General features: G+C 57.1%; 14 protein-coding genes. 9 read left to right on the forward strand and 5 right to left on the reverse strand.

Annotated features, from left to right (window positions below; all coding sequences use genetic code 11):
- Positions 1-49: 49 nt before the first annotated feature.
- From hemF to ampH, 4 genes are all read left to right on the forward strand, one after another.
- Positions 50-964 (forward strand): oxygen-dependent coproporphyrinogen oxidase, encoded by a 915-nt coding sequence (gene hemF, locus WFK59_RS10010; RefSeq protein WP_233987434.1) that lies wholly within the window; start codon positions 50-52, stop codon positions 962-964.
- A 345-nt stretch (positions 965-1,309) separates the two neighbouring features.
- The gene (gene tal / locus WFK59_RS10015; protein WP_031375846.1) at positions 1,310-2,260 is read left to right on the forward strand and encodes a transaldolase; all 951 of its coding nucleotides are present in this window, start codon (positions 1,310-1,312) and stop codon (positions 2,258-2,260) included.
- 58 nt (positions 2,261-2,318) lie between these two features.
- Positions 2,319-4,319: a transketolase gene (tkt, locus tag WFK59_RS10020; protein WP_233987433.1), complete on the forward strand. Its 2,001-nt coding sequence runs from the start codon at positions 2,319-2,321 to the stop codon at positions 4,317-4,319.
- A gap of 258 nt (positions 4,320-4,577) precedes the next feature.
- Positions 4,578-5,741 carry a D-alanyl-D-alanine-carboxypeptidase/endopeptidase AmpH gene (gene ampH, locus WFK59_RS10025; protein ID WP_233987432.1) on the forward strand — a complete coding sequence of 388 codons (1,164 nt, stop codon included), beginning with the start codon at positions 4,578-4,580 and terminating at the stop codon, positions 5,739-5,741.
- On the opposite strand, the gene WFK59_RS10030 is transcribed toward ampH, so the two are convergent.
- From WFK59_RS10030 to WFK59_RS10045, 4 genes are all read right to left on the reverse strand, one after another.
- The gene (locus WFK59_RS10030; RefSeq protein ID WP_336755707.1) at positions 5,738-6,811 is read right to left on the reverse strand and encodes a DUF1176 domain-containing protein; all 1,074 of its coding nucleotides are present in this window, start codon (positions 6,809-6,811) and stop codon (positions 5,738-5,740) included. The genes ampH and WFK59_RS10030 overlap by 4 nt on opposite strands.
- Positions 6,812-6,998: 187 nt before the next feature.
- A complete protein-coding gene (nudK, locus tag WFK59_RS10035) occupies positions 6,999-7,577 on the reverse strand; it encodes a GDP-mannose pyrophosphatase NudK (RefSeq protein ID WP_233987430.1) in 579 nt (192 codons plus the stop codon).
- A 144-nt stretch (positions 7,578-7,721) separates the two neighbouring features.
- Complete coding sequence (gene ansP / locus WFK59_RS10040) at positions 7,722-9,218, reverse strand: L-asparagine permease (RefSeq protein WP_233987429.1); 1,497 nt, start codon at positions 9,216-9,218, stop codon at positions 7,722-7,724.
- 280 nt (positions 9,219-9,498) lie between these two features.
- On the reverse strand, positions 9,499-9,771 hold the full coding sequence (locus tag WFK59_RS10045) for a YdgH/BhsA/McbA-like domain containing protein (RefSeq protein ID WP_233987428.1): 273 nt from the start codon (positions 9,769-9,771) through the stop codon (positions 9,499-9,501).
- Between the two features lie 253 nt (positions 9,772-10,024).
- Here WFK59_RS10045 and narQ point away from each other — a divergent pair, with 253 nt between their 5' ends.
- The 3 genes from narQ (at position 10,025) to acrD (ending at position 15,783) form a co-directional block, all read left to right on the forward strand.
- Positions 10,025-11,713: a nitrate/nitrite two-component system sensor histidine kinase NarQ gene (gene narQ / locus WFK59_RS10050; protein WP_336755708.1), complete on the forward strand. Its 1,689-nt coding sequence runs from the start codon at positions 10,025-10,027 to the stop codon at positions 11,711-11,713.
- A gap of 147 nt (positions 11,714-11,860) precedes the next feature.
- Positions 11,861-12,493: a response regulator gene (locus tag WFK59_RS10055; protein ID WP_233987426.1), complete on the forward strand. Its 633-nt coding sequence runs from the start codon at positions 11,861-11,863 to the stop codon at positions 12,491-12,493.
- A 173-nt stretch (positions 12,494-12,666) separates the two neighbouring features.
- Positions 12,667-15,783 (forward strand): multidrug efflux RND transporter permease AcrD, encoded by a 3,117-nt coding sequence (acrD, locus tag WFK59_RS10060; RefSeq protein WP_233987425.1) that lies wholly within the window; start codon positions 12,667-12,669, stop codon positions 15,781-15,783.
- 131 nt (positions 15,784-15,914) lie between these two features.
- Here acrD and ypfM read toward each other — a convergent pair whose 3' ends face one another.
- Positions 15,915-15,977, reverse strand: a complete 63-nt coding sequence (gene ypfM, locus WFK59_RS22085) for a protein YpfM (RefSeq protein WP_139015967.1) — start codon at positions 15,975-15,977, stop codon at positions 15,915-15,917.
- Between the two features lie 413 nt (positions 15,978-16,390).
- Here ypfM and WFK59_RS10065 point away from each other — a divergent pair, with 413 nt between their 5' ends.
- Together WFK59_RS10065 and dapE are read left to right on the forward strand one after the other, a co-directional pair.
- Complete coding sequence (locus WFK59_RS10065) at positions 16,391-16,756, forward strand: ArsC family reductase (RefSeq protein ID WP_094121199.1); 366 nt, start codon at positions 16,391-16,393, stop codon at positions 16,754-16,756.
- Position 16,757: 1 nt separating this feature from the next.
- Positions 16,758-17,885 (forward strand): succinyl-diaminopimelate desuccinylase, encoded by a 1,128-nt coding sequence (dapE, locus tag WFK59_RS10070; protein WP_336755709.1) that lies wholly within the window; start codon positions 16,758-16,760, stop codon positions 17,883-17,885.
- The last annotated feature ends 3 nt before the right edge of the window (positions 17,886-17,888 follow it).

Consider the following 17,888-nt stretch of genomic DNA (forward strand, 5'->3'; position numbering starts at 1 on the left):
AGATTTTGCGTATAATCGCGGCAGACTAACACTTACGATAAGCGAAGAGATGGCTGATATTTCCCGCGTAAAAGCGTTCCTGCTGGCGTTGCAGGATGAGATTTGTACCCGACTGGCGGCTGAAGATGGCGGCGCAGCCTTTGCTGAAGATAGCTGGCAGCGCCCAGGCGGCGGCGGCGGACAAAGCCGCGTGCTGCGCAACGGCGCGGTGTTTGAACAGGCGGGCGTCAACTTTTCGCACGTGCATGGCGACCAGATGCCGGCCTCAGCCACCGCGCACCGGCCAGAGCTGGCCGGCCGCAGTTTTGAAGCGATGGGCGTGTCGCTGGTGATCCATCCGCATAATCCCTACGTGCCCACCAGCCATGCCAACGTGCGTTTCTTTATTGCGGAGAAACCGGGTGCCGATCCGGTATGGTGGTTTGGCGGCGGCTTTGACCTGACGCCGTTCTACGGCTTCGAAGAGGATGCGCTGCACTGGCATCAGACCGCGTTCGATCTCTGTCAGCCGTTCGGCGACGATATCTATCCACGCTATAAAAAGTGGTGCGACGACTACTTTTACCTGAAGCATCGTGATGAGCAGCGCGGCATTGGCGGCCTGTTTTTTGACGACCTGAATACGCCCGACTTTGAACAGTGCTTCCGTTTTATGCAGGCGGTGGGCCGCGGCTTTATCGACGCCTATCAGCCGATTGTGGCACGGCGTAAAGATCATCCGTGGGGCGATCGGGAACGGCAGTTCCAGCTCTATCGTCGCGGCCGCTACGTGGAGTTCAATCTGGTGTGGGATCGCGGCACGCTGTTTGGCCTGCAGACCGGTGGCCGGACCGAATCGATCCTGATGTCGATGCCGCCGCTGGTGCGCTGGGAATATGCTTATCAGCCCGCGGAAGACTCCCCTGAAGCGGCGCTCTACCGTGATTTCCTGCCGGTGAAGAACTGGCTGAACCTGCCCTCATAATCCCCGCTTCCGCCGCGTGGCTCTGCGCCCGCGCGGCGGTTTCACCGCCCTTCTCCGCCTCTACCCCTTCTGATACGGCACGGATTGCTACAGTGTGGCCTGCGTCATTTATCCTGGCTGCTATGCTTAAGGGTGGAATATGGCGCACCCCACGGTTAACACCGCATGACGGCTCCTTCGCACCGCCTCGCAGCGCAACAATCAGAGAAACCGCATTTTCATCCGAAAGTGTCTGTTGCAATGTTATGGGTTCGCGTTCCCGGTAGCAAAGCACGCCATAGATTGGCTCCGAGGCCTGAGGTGCTCCCTTTTCGCTTTCATGTTTTCTTTTCAAGGAGTGTAGAAATGAACCAGCTAGAAGCCCTGAAACAGTTCACCACCGTGGTGGCGGACAGTGGTGATATTGAATCGATTCGTAATTACCACCCGGAAGACGCCACCACCAACCCGTCGCTGATCCTCAAAGCCTCCAGTCTTGATGCCTATAAACACCTGATCGATGATGCGATTGACTACGCCAAAAAACAGGGCGGCAGCAAAGAGACGCAGATCATCAACGCCAGTGACAAAGTGGCGATTAACCTCGGTATGGAGATTCTGAAAAGCGTACCGGGCCGTGTTTCGACCGAAGTGGATGCGCGCCTCTCTTTCGATCGTGGCATGTGTGTGACCAAAGCAGAGAAACTGGTTCGCCTGTATGAAGAGCACGGTATCGATCGCTCACGTATTCTGATCAAACTGGCCTCCACCTGGGAAGGCATCCGCGCGGCGGAAGAGCTGGAGAAGAATGGCATCAACTGTAACCTGACGCTGCTGTTCTCCTTTGCCCAGGCGCGGGCCTGTGCCGAGGCGGGCGTGTTCCTGATCTCGCCGTTTGTTGGCCGCATTTATGACTGGTACAACAGCCGCAAACCGATGGACCCCTATGTGGTCGATGAAGATCCGGGCGTGAAATCCGTTCGTCGCATCTACGACTACTACAAAAAGCATCGCTATAGCACCATCATCATGGGCGCCAGCTTCCGTAAAGTGGAGCAGATTGTGGCGCTGGCCGGCTGCGACCGCCTGACCATTTCGCCTAACCTGCTGGAAGAGTTGCAGAACAGCGATGCGCCGCTGGAGCGTAAACTGGAGCCGTCAACCGAAGGCTTCCATCAGCCGTCGCCGCTCTCTGAGGCTGAATTCCGCTGGGAACATAATCAGGACCCGATGGCGGTGGAAAAACTTTCTGACGGTATCCGTCAGTTCGCGGTTGACCAGCAGAAGCTGGAAGATGTGCTGGCCGCACGCCTGTAGTGTTCAATTTTAGTCGGGCGGGAATTTCCCGCCCTGATTCTTAACAAGGGAGAACTTTATGTCCTCACGCAGAGAGTTGGCAAACGCGATTCGTGCACTGAGTATGGATGCGGTACAGAAAGCAAACTCAGGTCACCCCGGTGCGCCTATGGGCATGGCAGATATCGCAGAAGTGCTCTGGCGCGACTTCCTCAAGCACAATCCGACCAACCCCGCCTGGCTTGACCGCGACCGCTTTATCCTCTCCAACGGCCACGGTTCGATGCTGCTTTACAGCCTGCTGCACCTGACCGGTTATGACCTGCCGATTGAAGAGCTGAAAAACTTCCGTCAGCTGCATTCAAAAACGCCGGGCCACCCGGAGATCGGCTACACCCCTGGCGTTGAAACCACCACTGGCCCGCTGGGTCAGGGACTGGCAAACGCGGTTGGCTTAGCGATTGCTGAACGCACGCTGGCGGCGCAGTTTAACCGTCCGGATCACGACATCGTTGACCACTTCACCTATGTCTTCATGGGCGATGGCTGTCTGATGGAAGGGATTTCGCACGAAGTCTGTTCGCTGGCCGGTACCCTTGGCCTCGGCAAACTGATCGGCTTCTACGATCACAATGGCATTTCCATTGATGGCGAAACCGAAGGCTGGTTTACCGACGACACCCATAAACGCTTTGAATCTTACAACTGGCATGTGATTGGCGACATCGACGGACACGATCCGGAAGCCGTCAGCCAGGCGATTAAAGAGGCACAGAGCGTCACAGATAAGCCGTCACTGATTATCTGCCGCACCATTATCGGTTTCGGTTCGCCGAACAAAGCCGGTAAAGAGGAGTCGCACGGCGCGGCGCTGGGTGAGGAAGAAGTGGCGCTGACGCGTAAGCAGCTCGGCTGGAACTATCCGCCGTTTGAAATTCCGGCCGATATTTATCAGCAGTGGGATGCGAAAGCAGCCGGTGCGGAGCGCGAAAAAGCCTGGGATGCGAAATTTGCCGCCTATAAGCAGGCCCATCCTGAGCTGGCGCTGGAGTATGAGCGCCGGATGAATGGCGAAATGCCGTCGACCTGGGAAGCAGAAGCCACCAAATTCATCAATGACCTGCAGGCTAATCCACAGAAAATTGCCAGCCGTAAAGCATCGCAAAATTCGCTGGAAGCCTACGGCAAGTTACTGCCTGAGTTCCTCGGCGGCTCCGCTGATTTGGCGCCGAGTAACCTGACCATCTGGTCCGGCTCGAAGTCGATTAAAGACGATCCGGCCGGTAACTACATTCACTACGGCGTGCGTGAGTTCGGTATGACGGCGATTGGTAACGGGATCGCGCACCACGGCGGTTTTGTCCCTTACACCGCAACCTTCCTGATGTTTGTTGAGTACGCACGTAACGCGGCGCGTATGGCGGCCCTGATGAAGGCGCGGCAGATTCTGGTCTACACCCATGACTCTATTGGTCTGGGCGAAGATGGCCCGACGCACCAGCCGGTTGAGCAGATCGCCAGCCTGCGCCTGACGCCGAACATGAGCGTCTGGCGTCCGTGCGATCAGGTTGAGACGGCGGTGGCATGGAAAGCGGCGGTAGAGCGCCATCACGGCCCGACGGCGCTGATCCTGTCACGTCAGAACCTGCTGCAACCAGAGCGCACGCCAGAGCAGATTGAGAACATCAAGCGCGGCGGTTATGTGCTGAAAGATTGTGACGGTACGCCAGAGGTGATTCTGATTGCTACCGGTTCGGAGATTGAGATCACCCTGGGCGCCGCGGAGAAGCTGACCACCGGCGGCCATAAAGTGCGGGTTGTCTCACTGCCGTCGACCGATCTGTTCGATGCGCAGGATGCTGCCTACCGTGAATCGGTGCTGCCGAGCGGCGTGAAAGCGCGCGTGGCGGTTGAAGCCGGTATCGCCGATTACTGGTTCAAGTATGTCGGCCTGGATGGTGCGATTGTCGGAATGACCACCTTCGGTGAATCAGCACCGGCCGGTAAGTTGTTCCCTGAGTTTGGCTTCACGATTGAAAACATCGTCAGCCACGCTGAAGCATTACTCAAGCCAGTTTAATGCTTTTGCCCTTCCCGCGCTTGCGGGAAGGGCCATTTCTGCTCATAGCCTGAAACAGAAAAAAATCTCTTTTCCCCTCTTCACGCCTCGCGCAAACTGATTACTATAGACCCGTCATACTTTACGCTGCCTGTACGCTGGCCGCCCGCCTCTTCCTGTCTGTGGTCTGACGGAAAGATGCGGTTCGCTGCCTGCCAAAGGTTGAAGATTAAGGCAGCATTTTTCTCCGTTTCTATAGCGAAGCCCTCTCCGTTGAACATGCGCACATCTTATTTACTGGCCTTGATGGTTTCTCTGCTTCCATTAAAAAGCATGGCGCAGGTCGCGCCCGATCCGCTGCTGGCATCACAGATTGTCGATCGCTACGCAGAACATATCTTCTACGGCAGCGGCGCGACCGGTATGGCACTGGTGGCGATTGATGGTAATCAGCGCGTTTTCGCCAGCTTTGGTGAAACCCGGCCAGGCAACAATGTGCGACCGCAGAAGGATTCGCTGATTCGTATTGCTTCACTCAGTAAGCTGATGACCAGCGAGGTGATGGTGAAGCTGGCGGAGCGCGGGCAGATTCGCCTTGACGATCCGCTGAGTAAATATGCGCCACCGGGCGCCCGGGTGCCGAGCTTCAACGGCCAGCCGATTCGGCTGATTAACCTCTCGACCCACACCAGCGGTCTGCCGCGTGAGCAGCCGGGCGGTAAACCGCATCGTCCGGTGTTTGTCTGGCCAACACGCGGCGAGCGCTGGGACTGGCTGTCGCGCGCCCAGCTTAAAGCCGCGCCGGGCAGCAATGCCGCCTATTCCAACCTGGGTTACGATCTGCTGAGCGATGCCTTAGCGCGGGCAGCCGGCACGCCTTATCCGGCGCTGTTCCAGCAGCTGATTACCCGGCCGCTCGGCATGAAAGATACCACTTTTACCCCGTCGCCCGAGCAGTGCGGCCGCCTGATGGTCGCCGAGAAAGGGGCCAGCCCTTGCAACAATACCCTGGCGGCGATTGGCAGCGGTGGCGTCTACTCCACGCCAGATGACATGGGCCGCTGGATGCAGCAGTTCCTTAACTCATCCGTGAACCATCGCACGCCTCAGATCGATCGTCTGCAGACGCTGATTTATCGTCGTGACCAGTTACACAAAGTCGAAGGCATGGATGTGCCGGGCAAAGCCGACGCGCTGGGAATGGGCTGGGTCTATATGGGACCCAAAGAGGGACGTCCCGGCATTATTCAGAAAACAGGCGGCGGTGGCGGCTTCATTACCTATATGGCGATGGTGCCGCAGCATAACGTCGGGGTTTTTGTGGTGGTTACCCGTTCACCGCTCACCCGCTTCACGCCGATGAGCGATGGCGTTAACAATATGCTGGCCGAACTGGTGGGGAATCAGCTCGGATCACCGATGATGGTGCAGGCGATTCGTTAACGCTGTTGTACTGCTGCCGCGGACTGGCTTACCCACAGGGTGGGCCAGTCATCGCTGCTGTGCCAGGCATCACAGGTCGATTCTTCAGCATACTCCGCCAGTACAAACCGCGTCCCGTCGAACTGCCAGCGTGTCGCTCTGCCGCAATCTCCCAGTCCGCGCCCTTTGCCGAAAGTATAGAGCTGTCCGGTGGCCGCATCATACTCGGCATTAATCAGATCAAGCTGCCGTTCGCTGCCGCCAGGTGGAGTAAACGGCAGGGTCAGCGTCACGCCGCGCGCCACATAGGGCTGGCTGCGTGTCACCTCAAATGCCAGATCGATGACGTTATACGCACCCATTTCACAACTCACCAGCAGCAGCGCTTTCTGATCGGTCAGTGGCGCGACGCTCACTTCGCGCCGCATCGGGTCCAGCGAGCAGGAGTCGGTATTGATTCGCCAGGTGCCGTAGTCGATCAGGCCGCTGGTCTCTTCGCGGGTCAGGGCTGCGGGCGGTGGCGGCGCTGGCGGTAACTGCGGCAGGGATGGCGACGGCGGGACATCCCAGCTGGCACGATCGCCGCGCTTAACCCAGGCGCTCATGCCGTTTACCCTGCCCTGCACGTCATCCATCAGCAGCAGGGCCGCTTTCATGCCGCGAAGTGAGATCAGCGCATTGGGATCGTAAGTGAGCTGCACGGTTTTGGCGTCCAGCACCAGATCAAGAAACTCATCGATGGCGATGGCGTTGCTGGTGGCGAGATGATGGGGTTCCACCGTCCAGTGTTTCAGATCGGGCTTCAGGCGGCGCTGATCGAGTAACAGATTATCCTGCAGCGGCCCGCCCGGCAGATCGCCGCTGTAGGCGCTGCCATAGTCAATACGCAACAGCGGACGGTCATTGACGCCCGCATGGCGCGAAATCGTCATTACCAGTCCTTTGTCACCCGGAATATTGCGTGCCACGCAGAATGCCGCGTTGTTGCAGGTCATTTGCCAGTCGTTAAATGACTTCTGCAACGGATCGGCCTGCACAGAGGCAACCCATAGCAAAGACGACAGCCACAGCGATTTCATCCAATACGACATTAAGAAAATCGATCCCCGAATACTCAGAGTGGAGATGATAGCGCATCAACGGGCCCGTTGATGGCCGCATTCTGTGAACCCGTCCAGAAAGCGCGGTTAACTGCTTAAAAAGCGTGCATGATTGGTTCGAAAGCCACGCATCGGCTGTTGGCACTCAGGATAAAACTGGATCGATGACCGGCGTGCGTCAGGGTGTTAACCAGCCCGCTAACTGTGCATGCTGTAACAGCATCACGGTTTTGCCATCGCAGATGCGGCCATCTTTAATCATCGCCAGCGCCTCCGGGAATCCGATCTCCAGCACCTCGATCGACTCATCTTCAATGCCACCGCCCGCATTGTCACGCAACGATTCATTATATTCGGCGGCGAAGAAATGGATCAGCTCGGTAACGCCGCCCGGCGACATATAGCAGGTATAGAGTTTTTCTACCTCACCGACCGCGTAGCCGGTCTCTTCAATCGCCTCTTTGCGAATACAATCTTCCGGGGAATCGTCGTCGAGTAACCCGGCACAGGCTTCGATTAACATGCCGTCCTGATTACCGTTGACCCAGGTGGCGATGCGGAACTGACGCGTCAGCACCACACTGTTCTTTTCGCGGTTATAGAGCAGGATAGTCGCCCCGTTTCCGCGATCGTAGACTTCGCGTTTATGGCGAATCACCCGCTCACGCTGGTCGGTGATGTCATAGGTGACGTTGCGTAGCACAAACCAGTTTTCAGACAGCAACTTATCTTTGATGATATTGATCTTAAACGACATGCTTGCTCCGCTACGGCATAAAGGGAGTCTGCCATCATAGGATGAAGCTGGCGGGAAAACTATCTGAATTCGCCCGTCGGGGTGGCTGGCGAACGGCAATAAAAAAGCCAGCACGCAGGCTGGCTTCTTTATAACAGGCAGAGATTAACGCGGGCTTTCGTCAGCCAGCCGGACTGGCTTCGCCTCTTCTTCATGGTGATCGTGTTCGGTTTCGGCGATAGCGCTGACGCGCTTACGGACGCCAAACCAGCCCAGCACCAGAATCACCGCGATCAGCGGAATAGAAGCGATGGTGTAGGTGCCGTTCGGGTAATCAAACGCCATCAGCACCAGCACGCTGAACAGGAACAGCAGCGTCAGCCATGAGGTAAACGGCGCGCCTGGCAGCTTAAAGCTGACGTCATCCGCTTTGCCTTCTTTGATTGCTTTACGCAGGCGCAGCTGGCAGACCACGATAAAGGCCCAGGAGGAGATAATCCCCAGCGACGCAACGTTCAGCACAATCTCAAACACCTGAGACGGCACATAGTAGTTCAGCACCACGCCAATCACATAAACGCCGATGGTGACCAGAATGCCGGCATAAGGCACCTGCTGACCGTTCATCTTAGACATGAATTTCGGCGCCGATCCGCCCATCGACATGGAGCGCAGAATACGTCCCGTCGAGTAGAGGCCGGAGTTGAGGCTGGAGAGCGCCGCGCTCAGCACCACGATATTCATGATGCTGCCAATATAGGGCACGCCCAGTTTCGAGAAGAAGGTCACAAACGGACTCTGACCCGCCTGATAGGCGTTCCACGGCAACAGCAATACCAGCAGCACGACTGAGCCGACATAGAACAGGCCAATACGCCAGATCACACTGTTGATCGCTTTTGGCAGCATGGTTTTCGGGTCTTTACACTCGCCTGCCGCCGTACCGACTAATTCAATCGAGGCGAAGGCAAAGACCACACCCTGAATCAGCACCAGCGCGGGCAGTAAGCCATGCGGGAACAGGCCGCCATTATCGCTGATCAGATGGAAACCGGTGCTGTTGCCATCCAGCGGTTTGCCGGTGCCAAGAAACACCACGCCCACCACCAGAAACAGCACAATCGCCAGCACTTTGACCAGCGCGAACCAGAACTCCATTTCGGCGAACCACTTCACGCCGATCATGTTCATGGTACCCACAATCGCCAGCGCGCCCAGTGCAAAGACCCACTGCGGGACATCGCCAAACGCGCCCCAGTAGTGCATGTAGAGCGCAACGGCGGTGATGTCGACGATACCGGTCATCGCCCAGTTGACGAAATACATCCAGCCGGCGACGTAGGAGGCTTTTTCACCGAGGAACTCACGGGCATAAGAGACGAAGCTGCCGCTGCTGGGGCGATGTAACACCAGTTCGCCCAATGCGCGCAGGATAAAGAATGAGAAGATGCCACACACCAGGTAGATAATGGCCAGTGCCGGGCCAGCGGCCTGCAGGCGGCCACCGGCACCAAGGAACAGGCCGGTACCAATGGCGCCGCCGATAGCGATCATCTGAACGTGACGGTTGCCCATCGCCTTCTGGTAGCCGCTGTCGTGCGAATTCAGCCAGCGTCTTTTTGCAGCGCGCATCTCGGCCGCAGATTTTTTATTCGATTTCATAGCTTTCCTGTTTGTCCTGACCATCATTCGCAGTACATCCAAACGATTGCGTTATGCCATGCGAAATGGGGTATTTTCCTCTGTGCGTCTGCCTGTGAGTTAGCGAAAGCAGCGCGGGAATTAACGGCGATGAATCCTACCCGTTCTGCAAGAACGAAGCAAAATATAGTGGGTAACTGCACAGGTTGATTTGTAAGAATCGGTACTGATGCACAAAAACAAAAAAACCGGCCTCAAACGGGCCGGTAAAAGCTACAGGGATGGAAACAGGAGGGTCGGGTTAGCGGTAGATCTCAGCGGTGCCGGTCCAGAGACTGGAGTCGCCTGGGTTATCAACACCGATTACGCGATAGTGGCTGGCACCCATCTCTTCAGCCTTTTGCGACAGCTGGCGACTGGCATCATCCAGCGAGCCACGTACATTCGATACCGAAACGCTACCGATGCTCTGCATACTTTGCGCCTGTTCACGATCAACCGGCTGCGCGGCGAAGGTCGAAAATGAGGCGGTGGCTAACAGGGCACCAGCCAGAACTGCATTCAGTTTTTTCATCGGATGCTCCATAAATGTGATCTGCAACGTCGTTAATGACTGGATGAATTATTAACGCTGCAATGAAAGGCAACATAGGATCAATGTAAAGGTGATTATTTTTTAACCCGGGTTGTGCGCGTTATCCTGGGAAGGGTCAGCTGCGGTGATTTTATGTACTTTATGTAACGGGTTGTGCAACAAACAGTGTATTGGGACTTTGCGTGGCGTCACCGCTCTCTTATAATCCCGCACTCCTTACAGGGCTATTCATGTGATTGTTAAACGTTCCGTTACCCGCAGCATTGCACAGGCGCTCAGCGCCATCGTCCTGCTGTCACTGCTCACCACCGGTCTGGCGCTGGTCACGCTTTTCAGCAGTCAGCGCGATGCCGAGGCGATCAATCTGGCTGGCTCACTGCGAATGCAGAGCTACCGTATGGCCTGGGATGCCAGCCGTCAGCCGCAGCAGCTGGCTGAGCACCTGGTGCTGTTCCAGCAAACGCTTGATGCACCGGTACTGCAAAAGCTGGATCGTCCCTGGGTACCGCGCGAGGTGAAAATTCTCTACCAGCGGTTGCGTGCGGTCTGGCCGTCACTGCAGCAGCGGCTGGAACAGGGTGATACCCTGGCTTATCAGCAACAGGTGCCGCTCTATGTCGGCGAGATCGATCGCTTCGTGCTGGGGCTGCAGCGCTACACCGAACTGAAAATGCATCTGGTGGCGGCGAGTAGCCTGGCGGGCGTGATTGCGATTGTCGCGCTGGCGCTGATGACGATTCGTTTCACCCGACAGCAGGTGGTGCGCCCGCTTAACGCGCTGGTCACCGCCAGTCGCTATGTTGAGAGCGGCAATTTTAATTTTCCGCCGCTGCACGTAGCGCAGCAGAACGAGCTCAAGGTGCTGTCGCACACCTTCAGCGGCATGGCGACACGTCTGCATTCGCAATATCAGTTACTGGAAAGTACGGTGCGTGCCAAAACCGAAGATCTCACCCAGGCGAACCGCACGCTGTCGCTGCTGTATGACAGCTCGCAAATGCTGACCGCCAGCCCGCTGCATCCGGCGCTGTTTGAAGCGGTGCTGGATAACGTTCTGACCCGCGAGAAACTCACGGCGATTCGGCTCGACAGCGACCGGTTTCAGTTTCGCGCCGGTGAAGAGGATGCGGCAGCGGACTGGCGACGGTTACCGCTGCATCAGGACGACCAGCAGCCAGGTGAATTGCGCTGGCAGACGCACGCCTCTTCGCCGCCGGAGGAGTTGATGCGCAGCCTGGCAGCGATGCTGGGACGCGCCATCTGGATCTGGCAGGCGCAGAAGCAGTATCAGCAGATGCTGCTAATTGAGGAGCGCACCACTATCGCTCGCGAACTGCACGATTCGCTGGCGCAGTCGCTCTCATTTTTACGCATACAGCTCACGCTGCTGCGGCGCACCGTCGATAAATCTGACCAGGCCGCACACGGTATCATTGCTGACTTTGATCAGGCGCTGGCGGATGCCTATCGCCAGTTACGCGAACTGCTGACCACCTTCCGCCTGACCATTGAACAGGCGGATCTGGTGGCGGCGATGCAGGCGATGATCGCCTCGCTGCAGGAACAGGTCGGGGCGAAAATTGACTTTAACTATCAGCCGGGGCTGGAGAGCCTGGAAGCCCAGCAGCAGGTGCATGTGTTACAGATCGCGCGGGAAGCGTTGCTGAACGCGATTCGTCACGCCAGCGCACAGCGCATTACTATTGATTATCAGCGCACCGAACAAGGTGAGCACTTACTGACTATCACCGATGATGGCGTCGGCATCAGCAGCACCGACGAGCCGCCTGGCCACTATGGACTGACCATTATGGCGGAACGCGCGCAGCGATTAAGCGGCAATCTGAGCATCAGCGTTCTGCCTCGCGGCACCCAGGTGGCGCTGCGTTTTCCACCACGTCCGACGCGTCAGTTCGAATAACGTTCTGAAACGGATTAACTCTGTAGATGTGCCATCGCCAGACACCTTCTGGCCACTGACGAACGGCAAAGCCACTGCGGTGCAGCCTTCCGCGTCAGCCGCAGCACGCATAACCGCCTGATACCGATCGGGGAAAAGGAAAAGAACATGCAACAGCCCGTATTAACGTTGATGATTGTTGATGACCATCCACTGATGCGCCGGGGTATCCGGCAGCTGCTGGCGCTGGACCCCCGACTGGTGGTGATCGCCGAAGCCAACAACGGTACTGAAGCGCTGGCAGAAGCGCGCCGGCAGGAACCCGACGTGATTTTGCTCGACCTGAATATGAAAGGCATGTCGGGACTGGATACGCTTAAAGCGCTGCGTCATGAAGGCATCGGATCGCGCATTCTGGTGCTGACCGTCTCCGACGCCCACAGCGATATTTTCACCATGGTCGATGCCGGTGCCGATGGCTATCTGCTGAAAGATAGCGAGCCGGAGATCCTGCTGGCGCAGATTCTGCAGGCCTCGCAGGGCGAAAAAGTTTTCAGCGAAGGCGTCGCCCGTTATCTGGCTAACCGCCAGCACAGCGCCGATCCGTTACGTCAGCTGACTGAACGTGAGCGTGACGTGCTACAGGAGGTTGCGCGCGGTCTGTCGAACAAAGAGATTGCCGCCATTCTGCATATTTCGGAAGAGACGGTAAAAGTGCATATCCGCAATCTGTTGCGTAAACTGGATGTGCGCTCACGCGTTGCCGCTACGGTACTCTGGCTTGAAAGCCGCCATCGTTAAATAATCGGGGAATTTACACTTTCTCCACAATTTCTCCACGATTTCCTAATTGACCGCACGTAGAGTAAGTGACGGCGGGAAATCGTGGCGAAGATCATCCGGTTGCTCTGCTGGTGCACCCTTTCCTGGGGTCTCGTTCCTGATAAAAAAAAGCACTGAGGAGTGTCGATTTAATGTCGAATTTCTTTATCGACCGACCCATCTTTGCCTGGGTTCTGGCGATTTTGTTGTGTCTTTGCGGCACCCTTTCCATCATTTCGCTGCCTATTGAACAGTATCCCGATCTGGCACCGCCAAACGTTCGCATTACGGCTAACTACCCTGGCGCCTCGGCGGAGACGCTGGAGAACACCGTGACCCAGGTGATCGAGCAGAACATGACCGGCATCGATAACCTGATGTACATGTCATCCAACAGCAGTAATACCGGCCAGGCGCAGATCACGCTCACCTTTACCGCCGGAACCGATCCGGATGAAGCGCGCCAGCAGGTGCAGAATCAGTTGCAGTCCGCGCTGCGCAAATTACCGCAGGCGGTGCAGTCGCAGGGCGTGACGGTCAATAAAACCGGTGACAGCAACATCCTGATGGTGGCGTTTGTTTCCACCGACGGCAGCATGGATAAGCAGGATATTGCAGATTATGTCGCCAGTAACATTCAGGACCCGCTGAGCCGCATCGATGGCGTCGGCCAGGTTGACGCTTACGGCTCGCAGTATGCGATGCGTATCTGGCTCGATCCCAACAAACTGATCGCCTACGCCCTGACCACCGATGATGTGGTCAGCGCAATCGAGTCGCAGAACGCCCAGGTCGCCGTCGGTCAGGTGGGCGGCCTGCCATCAGTCGCGAAACAGGCGCTTAACGCCACGGTGAATGCTCAGTCGATGCTGCAGACGCCGGAACAGTTCCGGGCGATTACCCTGAAAAACAATCCGGATGGCTCGGTAGTGACGCTGGGCGACGTCGCCAGCGTAGCGCTGGGTGCAGAAAAATATGACTACCTCAGCCGCTACAACGGCCAGCCCGCTTCCGGACTAGGGGTGAAACTGGCCTCTGGCGCCAATGAGATGAATACCGACAAACTGGTGCGGGCGCGTATTGAAGAGCTGTCGCACTATTTTCCTCACGGACTGGAAGCGAAAATCGCCTATGAAACCTCGCCGTTCGTCAAAGCCTCTATCACCGATGTGGTGAAGACGCTGCTGGAGGCGATCGTGCTGGTGTTTGGCGTGATGTATCTGTTTATGCAGAACTTCCGCGCTACCCTGATCCCGACTATCGCGGTGCCGGTGGTGCTGATGGGCACCTTCAGCGTGCTCTACGCCTGCGGTTTCAGTATCAATACCCTGACGATGTTCGCCATGGTGCTGGCGATCGGGTTACTGGTGGATGATGCCATCGTGGTGGTGGAAAACGTTGAACGCCTGATGAGCGAAGAGGGACTGTCGCCGCGCGCCGCAACACGTAAATCGATGGGCCAGATTCAGGGCGCACTGGTGGGTATTGCGCTGGTGCTCTCCGCCGTATTTGTGCCGATGGCCTTTTTTGGCGGCACGGTCGGGGCCATTTATCGCCAGTTCTCGATCACCATTGTGTCGGCGATGGTGCTGTCGGTGCTGGTGGCGATGATCCTGACGCCCGCGCTGTGTGCCACGCTGCTCAGGCCGGTGAAGCCCGGCGAGTCGCACGATCGTCGCGGCTTTTTCGGCTGGTTTAATCGTCACTTCAATAAAAATGCTGACCGCTACCAGCACGGCGTGGCGGGCATTCTGCGTAAGGGCGGCCGCTGGCTGCTGCTCTATCTGGCGCTTATCGGCCTGATGGCCTTCCTGTTTCTGCGTCTGCCAACCTCGTTCCTGCCGCTGGAAGATCGCGGCGTGTTCCTGACCCAGGTCCAGTTGCCGGCAGGCGCGACGCTGGAGCAAACCGCCGCCGTGGTGGCAAAAGTGGAGCAGTACTATCTGACCGAAGAGAAAGCCAATGTGCTGTCGGTGTTCTCGACCATCGGTGCCGGTCCTGGCGGTAACGGTCAGAACGTGGCGCGCCTGTTTGTGCGGCTGAAAAACTGGGAAGATCGCCCCGGCACCGATCGCACCTCATTCGCGATTATCGATCGTGCCACAAAAGCCTTTCAGAAGATCAAAGAGGGCCGGGTGATCGCCAGTAGCCCGCCGGCGATCACCGGTATGGGCAGCTCATCCGGCTTTGACCTGCAACTGCAGGATCACGCCGGAGTCGGGCATACGCAGCTGATGGCGATGCGCGATAAGCTGCTGGAGATGGCCGCCAATGATAAGTCGCTGTCGCGGGTGCGGCACAACGGACTTGATGACAGCCCGCAGTTGCAGATTGATGTTGATGATCGCAAAGCGCAGGCGCTGGGCGTCTCACTCGATACCATCAACGACACGCTGACCACCGCCTGGGGCTCAAGCTACGTGAATGATTTCCTCGATCGCGGTCGGGTGAAAAAGGTCTACGTTCAGGCGGCGGCCGAATATCGTATGCTACCGGAAGACATTAATAAGTGGTACGTGCGCAACAGCAGCGGCGGCATGGTGCCCTTCTCCGCTTTCGCCACCAGCCACTGGGAAACCGGTTCACCGCGGCTTGAACGCTACAACGGTTATTCATCGCTGGAGATTGTGGGTGAAGCCGCGAATGGCGTCAGCAGCGGCACCGCGATGGACGAAATGGAAAAACTGGTCAACGCCCTGCCGCTGGGCGTCGGCTTTCAGTGGAGCGGTGCCTCTTATCAGGAGCGGCTCTCCGGCTCACAGGCCCCGGCGCTGTATGCGATTTCGCTGCTGGTGGTCTTCCTCTGTCTTGCCGCGCTCTATGAGAGCTGGTCGATTCCGTTCTCGGTGATGCTGGTGGTGCCGCTCGGCGTGGTCGGGGCGCTGATCGCCACCTGGCTGCGCGGGCTGGAGAACGATGTCTACTTCCAGGTCGGGTTGCTGACGGTGGTGGGGCTCTCCGCCAAGAACGCCATCCTGATCGTCGAGTTTGCCAATGAGATCAACAGCAAAGGCGGCGAACTGGTGGCCGCGACGCTGGAGGCGTCACGCCAGCGCCTGCGGCCGATTCTGATGACTTCGCTGGCGTTTATCTTTGGGGTGCTGCCGATGGCAATCAGTAGCGGAGCCGGTTCCGGCAGCCAGCATGCGGTGGGGACCGGCGTAATGGGCGGCATGATCTCCGCCACGCTGCTGGCGATCTTCTTTGTACCGCTGTTCTTTGTGCTGGTCCGCCGGCGCTTCCCGCTAAAAGAGAAGCCACACGATTAAGCCGATTGGCCCGCAACCGGGCCAGCAAGGTCAGAAATAAAAAGCGGCCACTGATGTCAGTGACCGCCTTATTTCTGTGTGTGGTAAGAATTGCAGCAAGAGGGGAATCGCCCTGCTTGTCTCTTAGCGTGTTACTTGTTGCGTAACATCGCTTCGATAAATTCTTTCCAGTTCCCCATTTCAGTGTCAATCATAATGCCCTCTCTTATTGTGATGGCAATGTTACGCGCTTTTTTTCATCAGGTGAATACGTTTACACCTGTTATCACTATCGGCAGCGGTGAATAAAACCTGAGATTTATCGGATTTGGTAGCTGACGCACATTTCAGCAACTGCTTAACCCGACTGAAAATAATTTTTGATAAACCCAGCGGTAGACTATTTTTCAAACATGGCGAAATTCTTAATCACCCAATGATAAGCCAGGTAATGATTACGGCTGAAATTGATAACGGTTACCCGGTGATAAACCAGGCGCAGCCGAAAGCGTTTTTCGGCAGGTCAGGCTGGCCTGGTGAGATGCCGCAACGGATCGCACTATGCTAAACTCCCGCTTTGGCTGCTTTTTTCAGCTTCCACTTTTCACAGGATAATAAGGATCAGGCGATGAGCGCGCAGTGGGTGATGTTCGGGATTAAAAATTGCGACACGATAAAAAAAGCCCGGGGCTTTTTAACGGCGGCTGGTATCGACTATCGGTTTCATGACTACCGCGCTGATGGCCTGAGTGATGCGATGCTGCAGGAGTTTATTGATGCGCTGGGTTACACCACCCTGCTCAACACCCGCGGCACCACCTGGCGCAAGTTGCCCGAGGCAGAGCGCGAAGCCGTCACCGATGCCGACAGCGCCAAAGCCCTGATGCTGGCCCAGCCCGCCATGATTAAACGCCCGCTGTTACGCACTCCGGATGGCACTTTGCTTGCCGGCTTTAGTGAGACGAGTTATCAGAATGCTATCCAGGAGAAGTAATATGTTTTGCCCGGTCATTGAGCTGACGCAACAGCTGATTCGTCGCCCTTCTCTCAGTCCCGATGATGCCGGCTGTCAGGCGCTGCTGATTGCCCGCCTGCAGGCGATTGGTTTCCACATCGAGACCATGAACATCGGCGACACCCTGAATTTCTGGGCGACCCGCGGTGAAGGCGAAACGCTGGCCTTTGCCGGTCATACCGATGTGGTCCCGTCGGGCGATGCCAGCCGCTGGATCAATCCGCCGTTTGAGCCCACCATCCGCGACGGCATGCTGTTTGGCCGTGGCGCGGCCGACATGAAGGGTTCGCTGGCGGCGATGGTGGTGGCGGCGGAGCGTTTTGTCGCCGTCCATCCGCACCATAAAGGGCGGCTGGCGTTTCTGATCACCTCAGACGAAGAGGCCAGCGGTGCCAACGGGACCGTGAAGGTGGTTGAACGCCTGATGGCACGCCAGGAGCGGCTTGATTACTGCCTGGTTGGCGAACCCTCAAGTACCGAAGTGGTCGGTGACGTAGTGAAAAATGGCCGACGCGGCTCGATCACCGCCAATCTGACCATCCACGGCGTGCAGGGCCACGTCGCCTATCCGCATCTGGCGGATAACCCGGTGCATCGGGCGATGCCCGCGCTGAACGAACTGGTGGCGGTCGAATGGGATCAGGGCAATGCGTTTTTCCCGGCGACCAGTATGCAGATTGCCAACGTACAGGCGGGAACCGGCAGTAATAATGTCATTCCCGGCGAGCTGTTCGTGCAGTTTAACTTCCGCTTCAGCACCGAACTGACCGACGCGATGATCCGTCAGCGGGTCGCAGAGCTGCTGGATCGTCATCAGTTGAGCTACACCATTGAGTGGAAACTCTCGGGTCAGCCGTTCCTGACCGATCGCGGTAAGCTGGTGGATGCCGTCGTAAAAGCGGTAGCGCACTATAATGAAATTAAGCCGCAGCTGCTGACAACCGGCGGCACCTCTGATGGCCGCTTTATCGCCCGCATGGGTGCGCAGGTAGTGGAACTGGGTCCGGTGAACGCCACCATTCATAAAATCAATGAGTGTGTGAAAGCCTCCGACCTGCAGATGCTGAGCCGGATGTATCAACGCATCATGGAACAACTGATCGCCTGAGTG

This window comes from Pantoea sp. USHLN298 (assembly GCF_037149395.1).
GTDB lineage: Bacteria > Pseudomonadota > Gammaproteobacteria > Enterobacterales > Enterobacteriaceae > Pantoea > Pantoea astica.

Coding starts and splice junctions, on each gene's coding strand:
- WFK59_RS10055 (WP_233987426.1), top strand. CDS start 11,861: ATGCAACAGCCCGTATTAACGTTGATGATTGTTGATGACCATCCACTG.
- WFK59_RS10030 (WP_336755707.1), bottom strand. CDS start 6,811: ATGTCGTATTGGATGAAATCGCTGTGGCTGTCGTCTTTGCTATGGGTT.
- tal (WP_031375846.1), top strand. CDS start 1,310: ATGAACCAGCTAGAAGCCCTGAAACAGTTCACCACCGTGGTGGCGGAC.
- ansP (WP_233987429.1), bottom strand. CDS start 9,218: ATGAAATCGAATAAAAAATCTGCGGCCGAGATGCGCGCTGCAAAAAGA.
- hemF (WP_233987434.1), top strand. CDS start 50: ATGGCTGATATTTCCCGCGTAAAAGCGTTCCTGCTGGCGTTGCAGGAT.
- WFK59_RS10045 (WP_233987428.1), bottom strand. CDS start 9,771: ATGAAAAAACTGAATGCAGTTCTGGCTGGTGCCCTGTTAGCCACCGCC.
- acrD (WP_233987425.1), top strand. CDS start 12,667: ATGTCGAATTTCTTTATCGACCGACCCATCTTTGCCTGGGTTCTGGCG.
- ampH (WP_233987432.1), top strand. CDS start 4,578: ATGCGCACATCTTATTTACTGGCCTTGATGGTTTCTCTGCTTCCATTA.
- WFK59_RS10065 (WP_094121199.1), top strand. CDS start 16,391: ATGAGCGCGCAGTGGGTGATGTTCGGGATTAAAAATTGCGACACGATA.
- nudK (WP_233987430.1), bottom strand. CDS start 7,577: ATGTCGTTTAAGATCAATATCATCAAAGATAAGTTGCTGTCTGAAAAC.
- dapE (WP_336755709.1), top strand. CDS start 16,758: ATGTTTTGCCCGGTCATTGAGCTGACGCAACAGCTGATTCGTCGCCCT.
- tkt (WP_233987433.1), top strand. CDS start 2,319: ATGTCCTCACGCAGAGAGTTGGCAAACGCGATTCGTGCACTGAGTATG.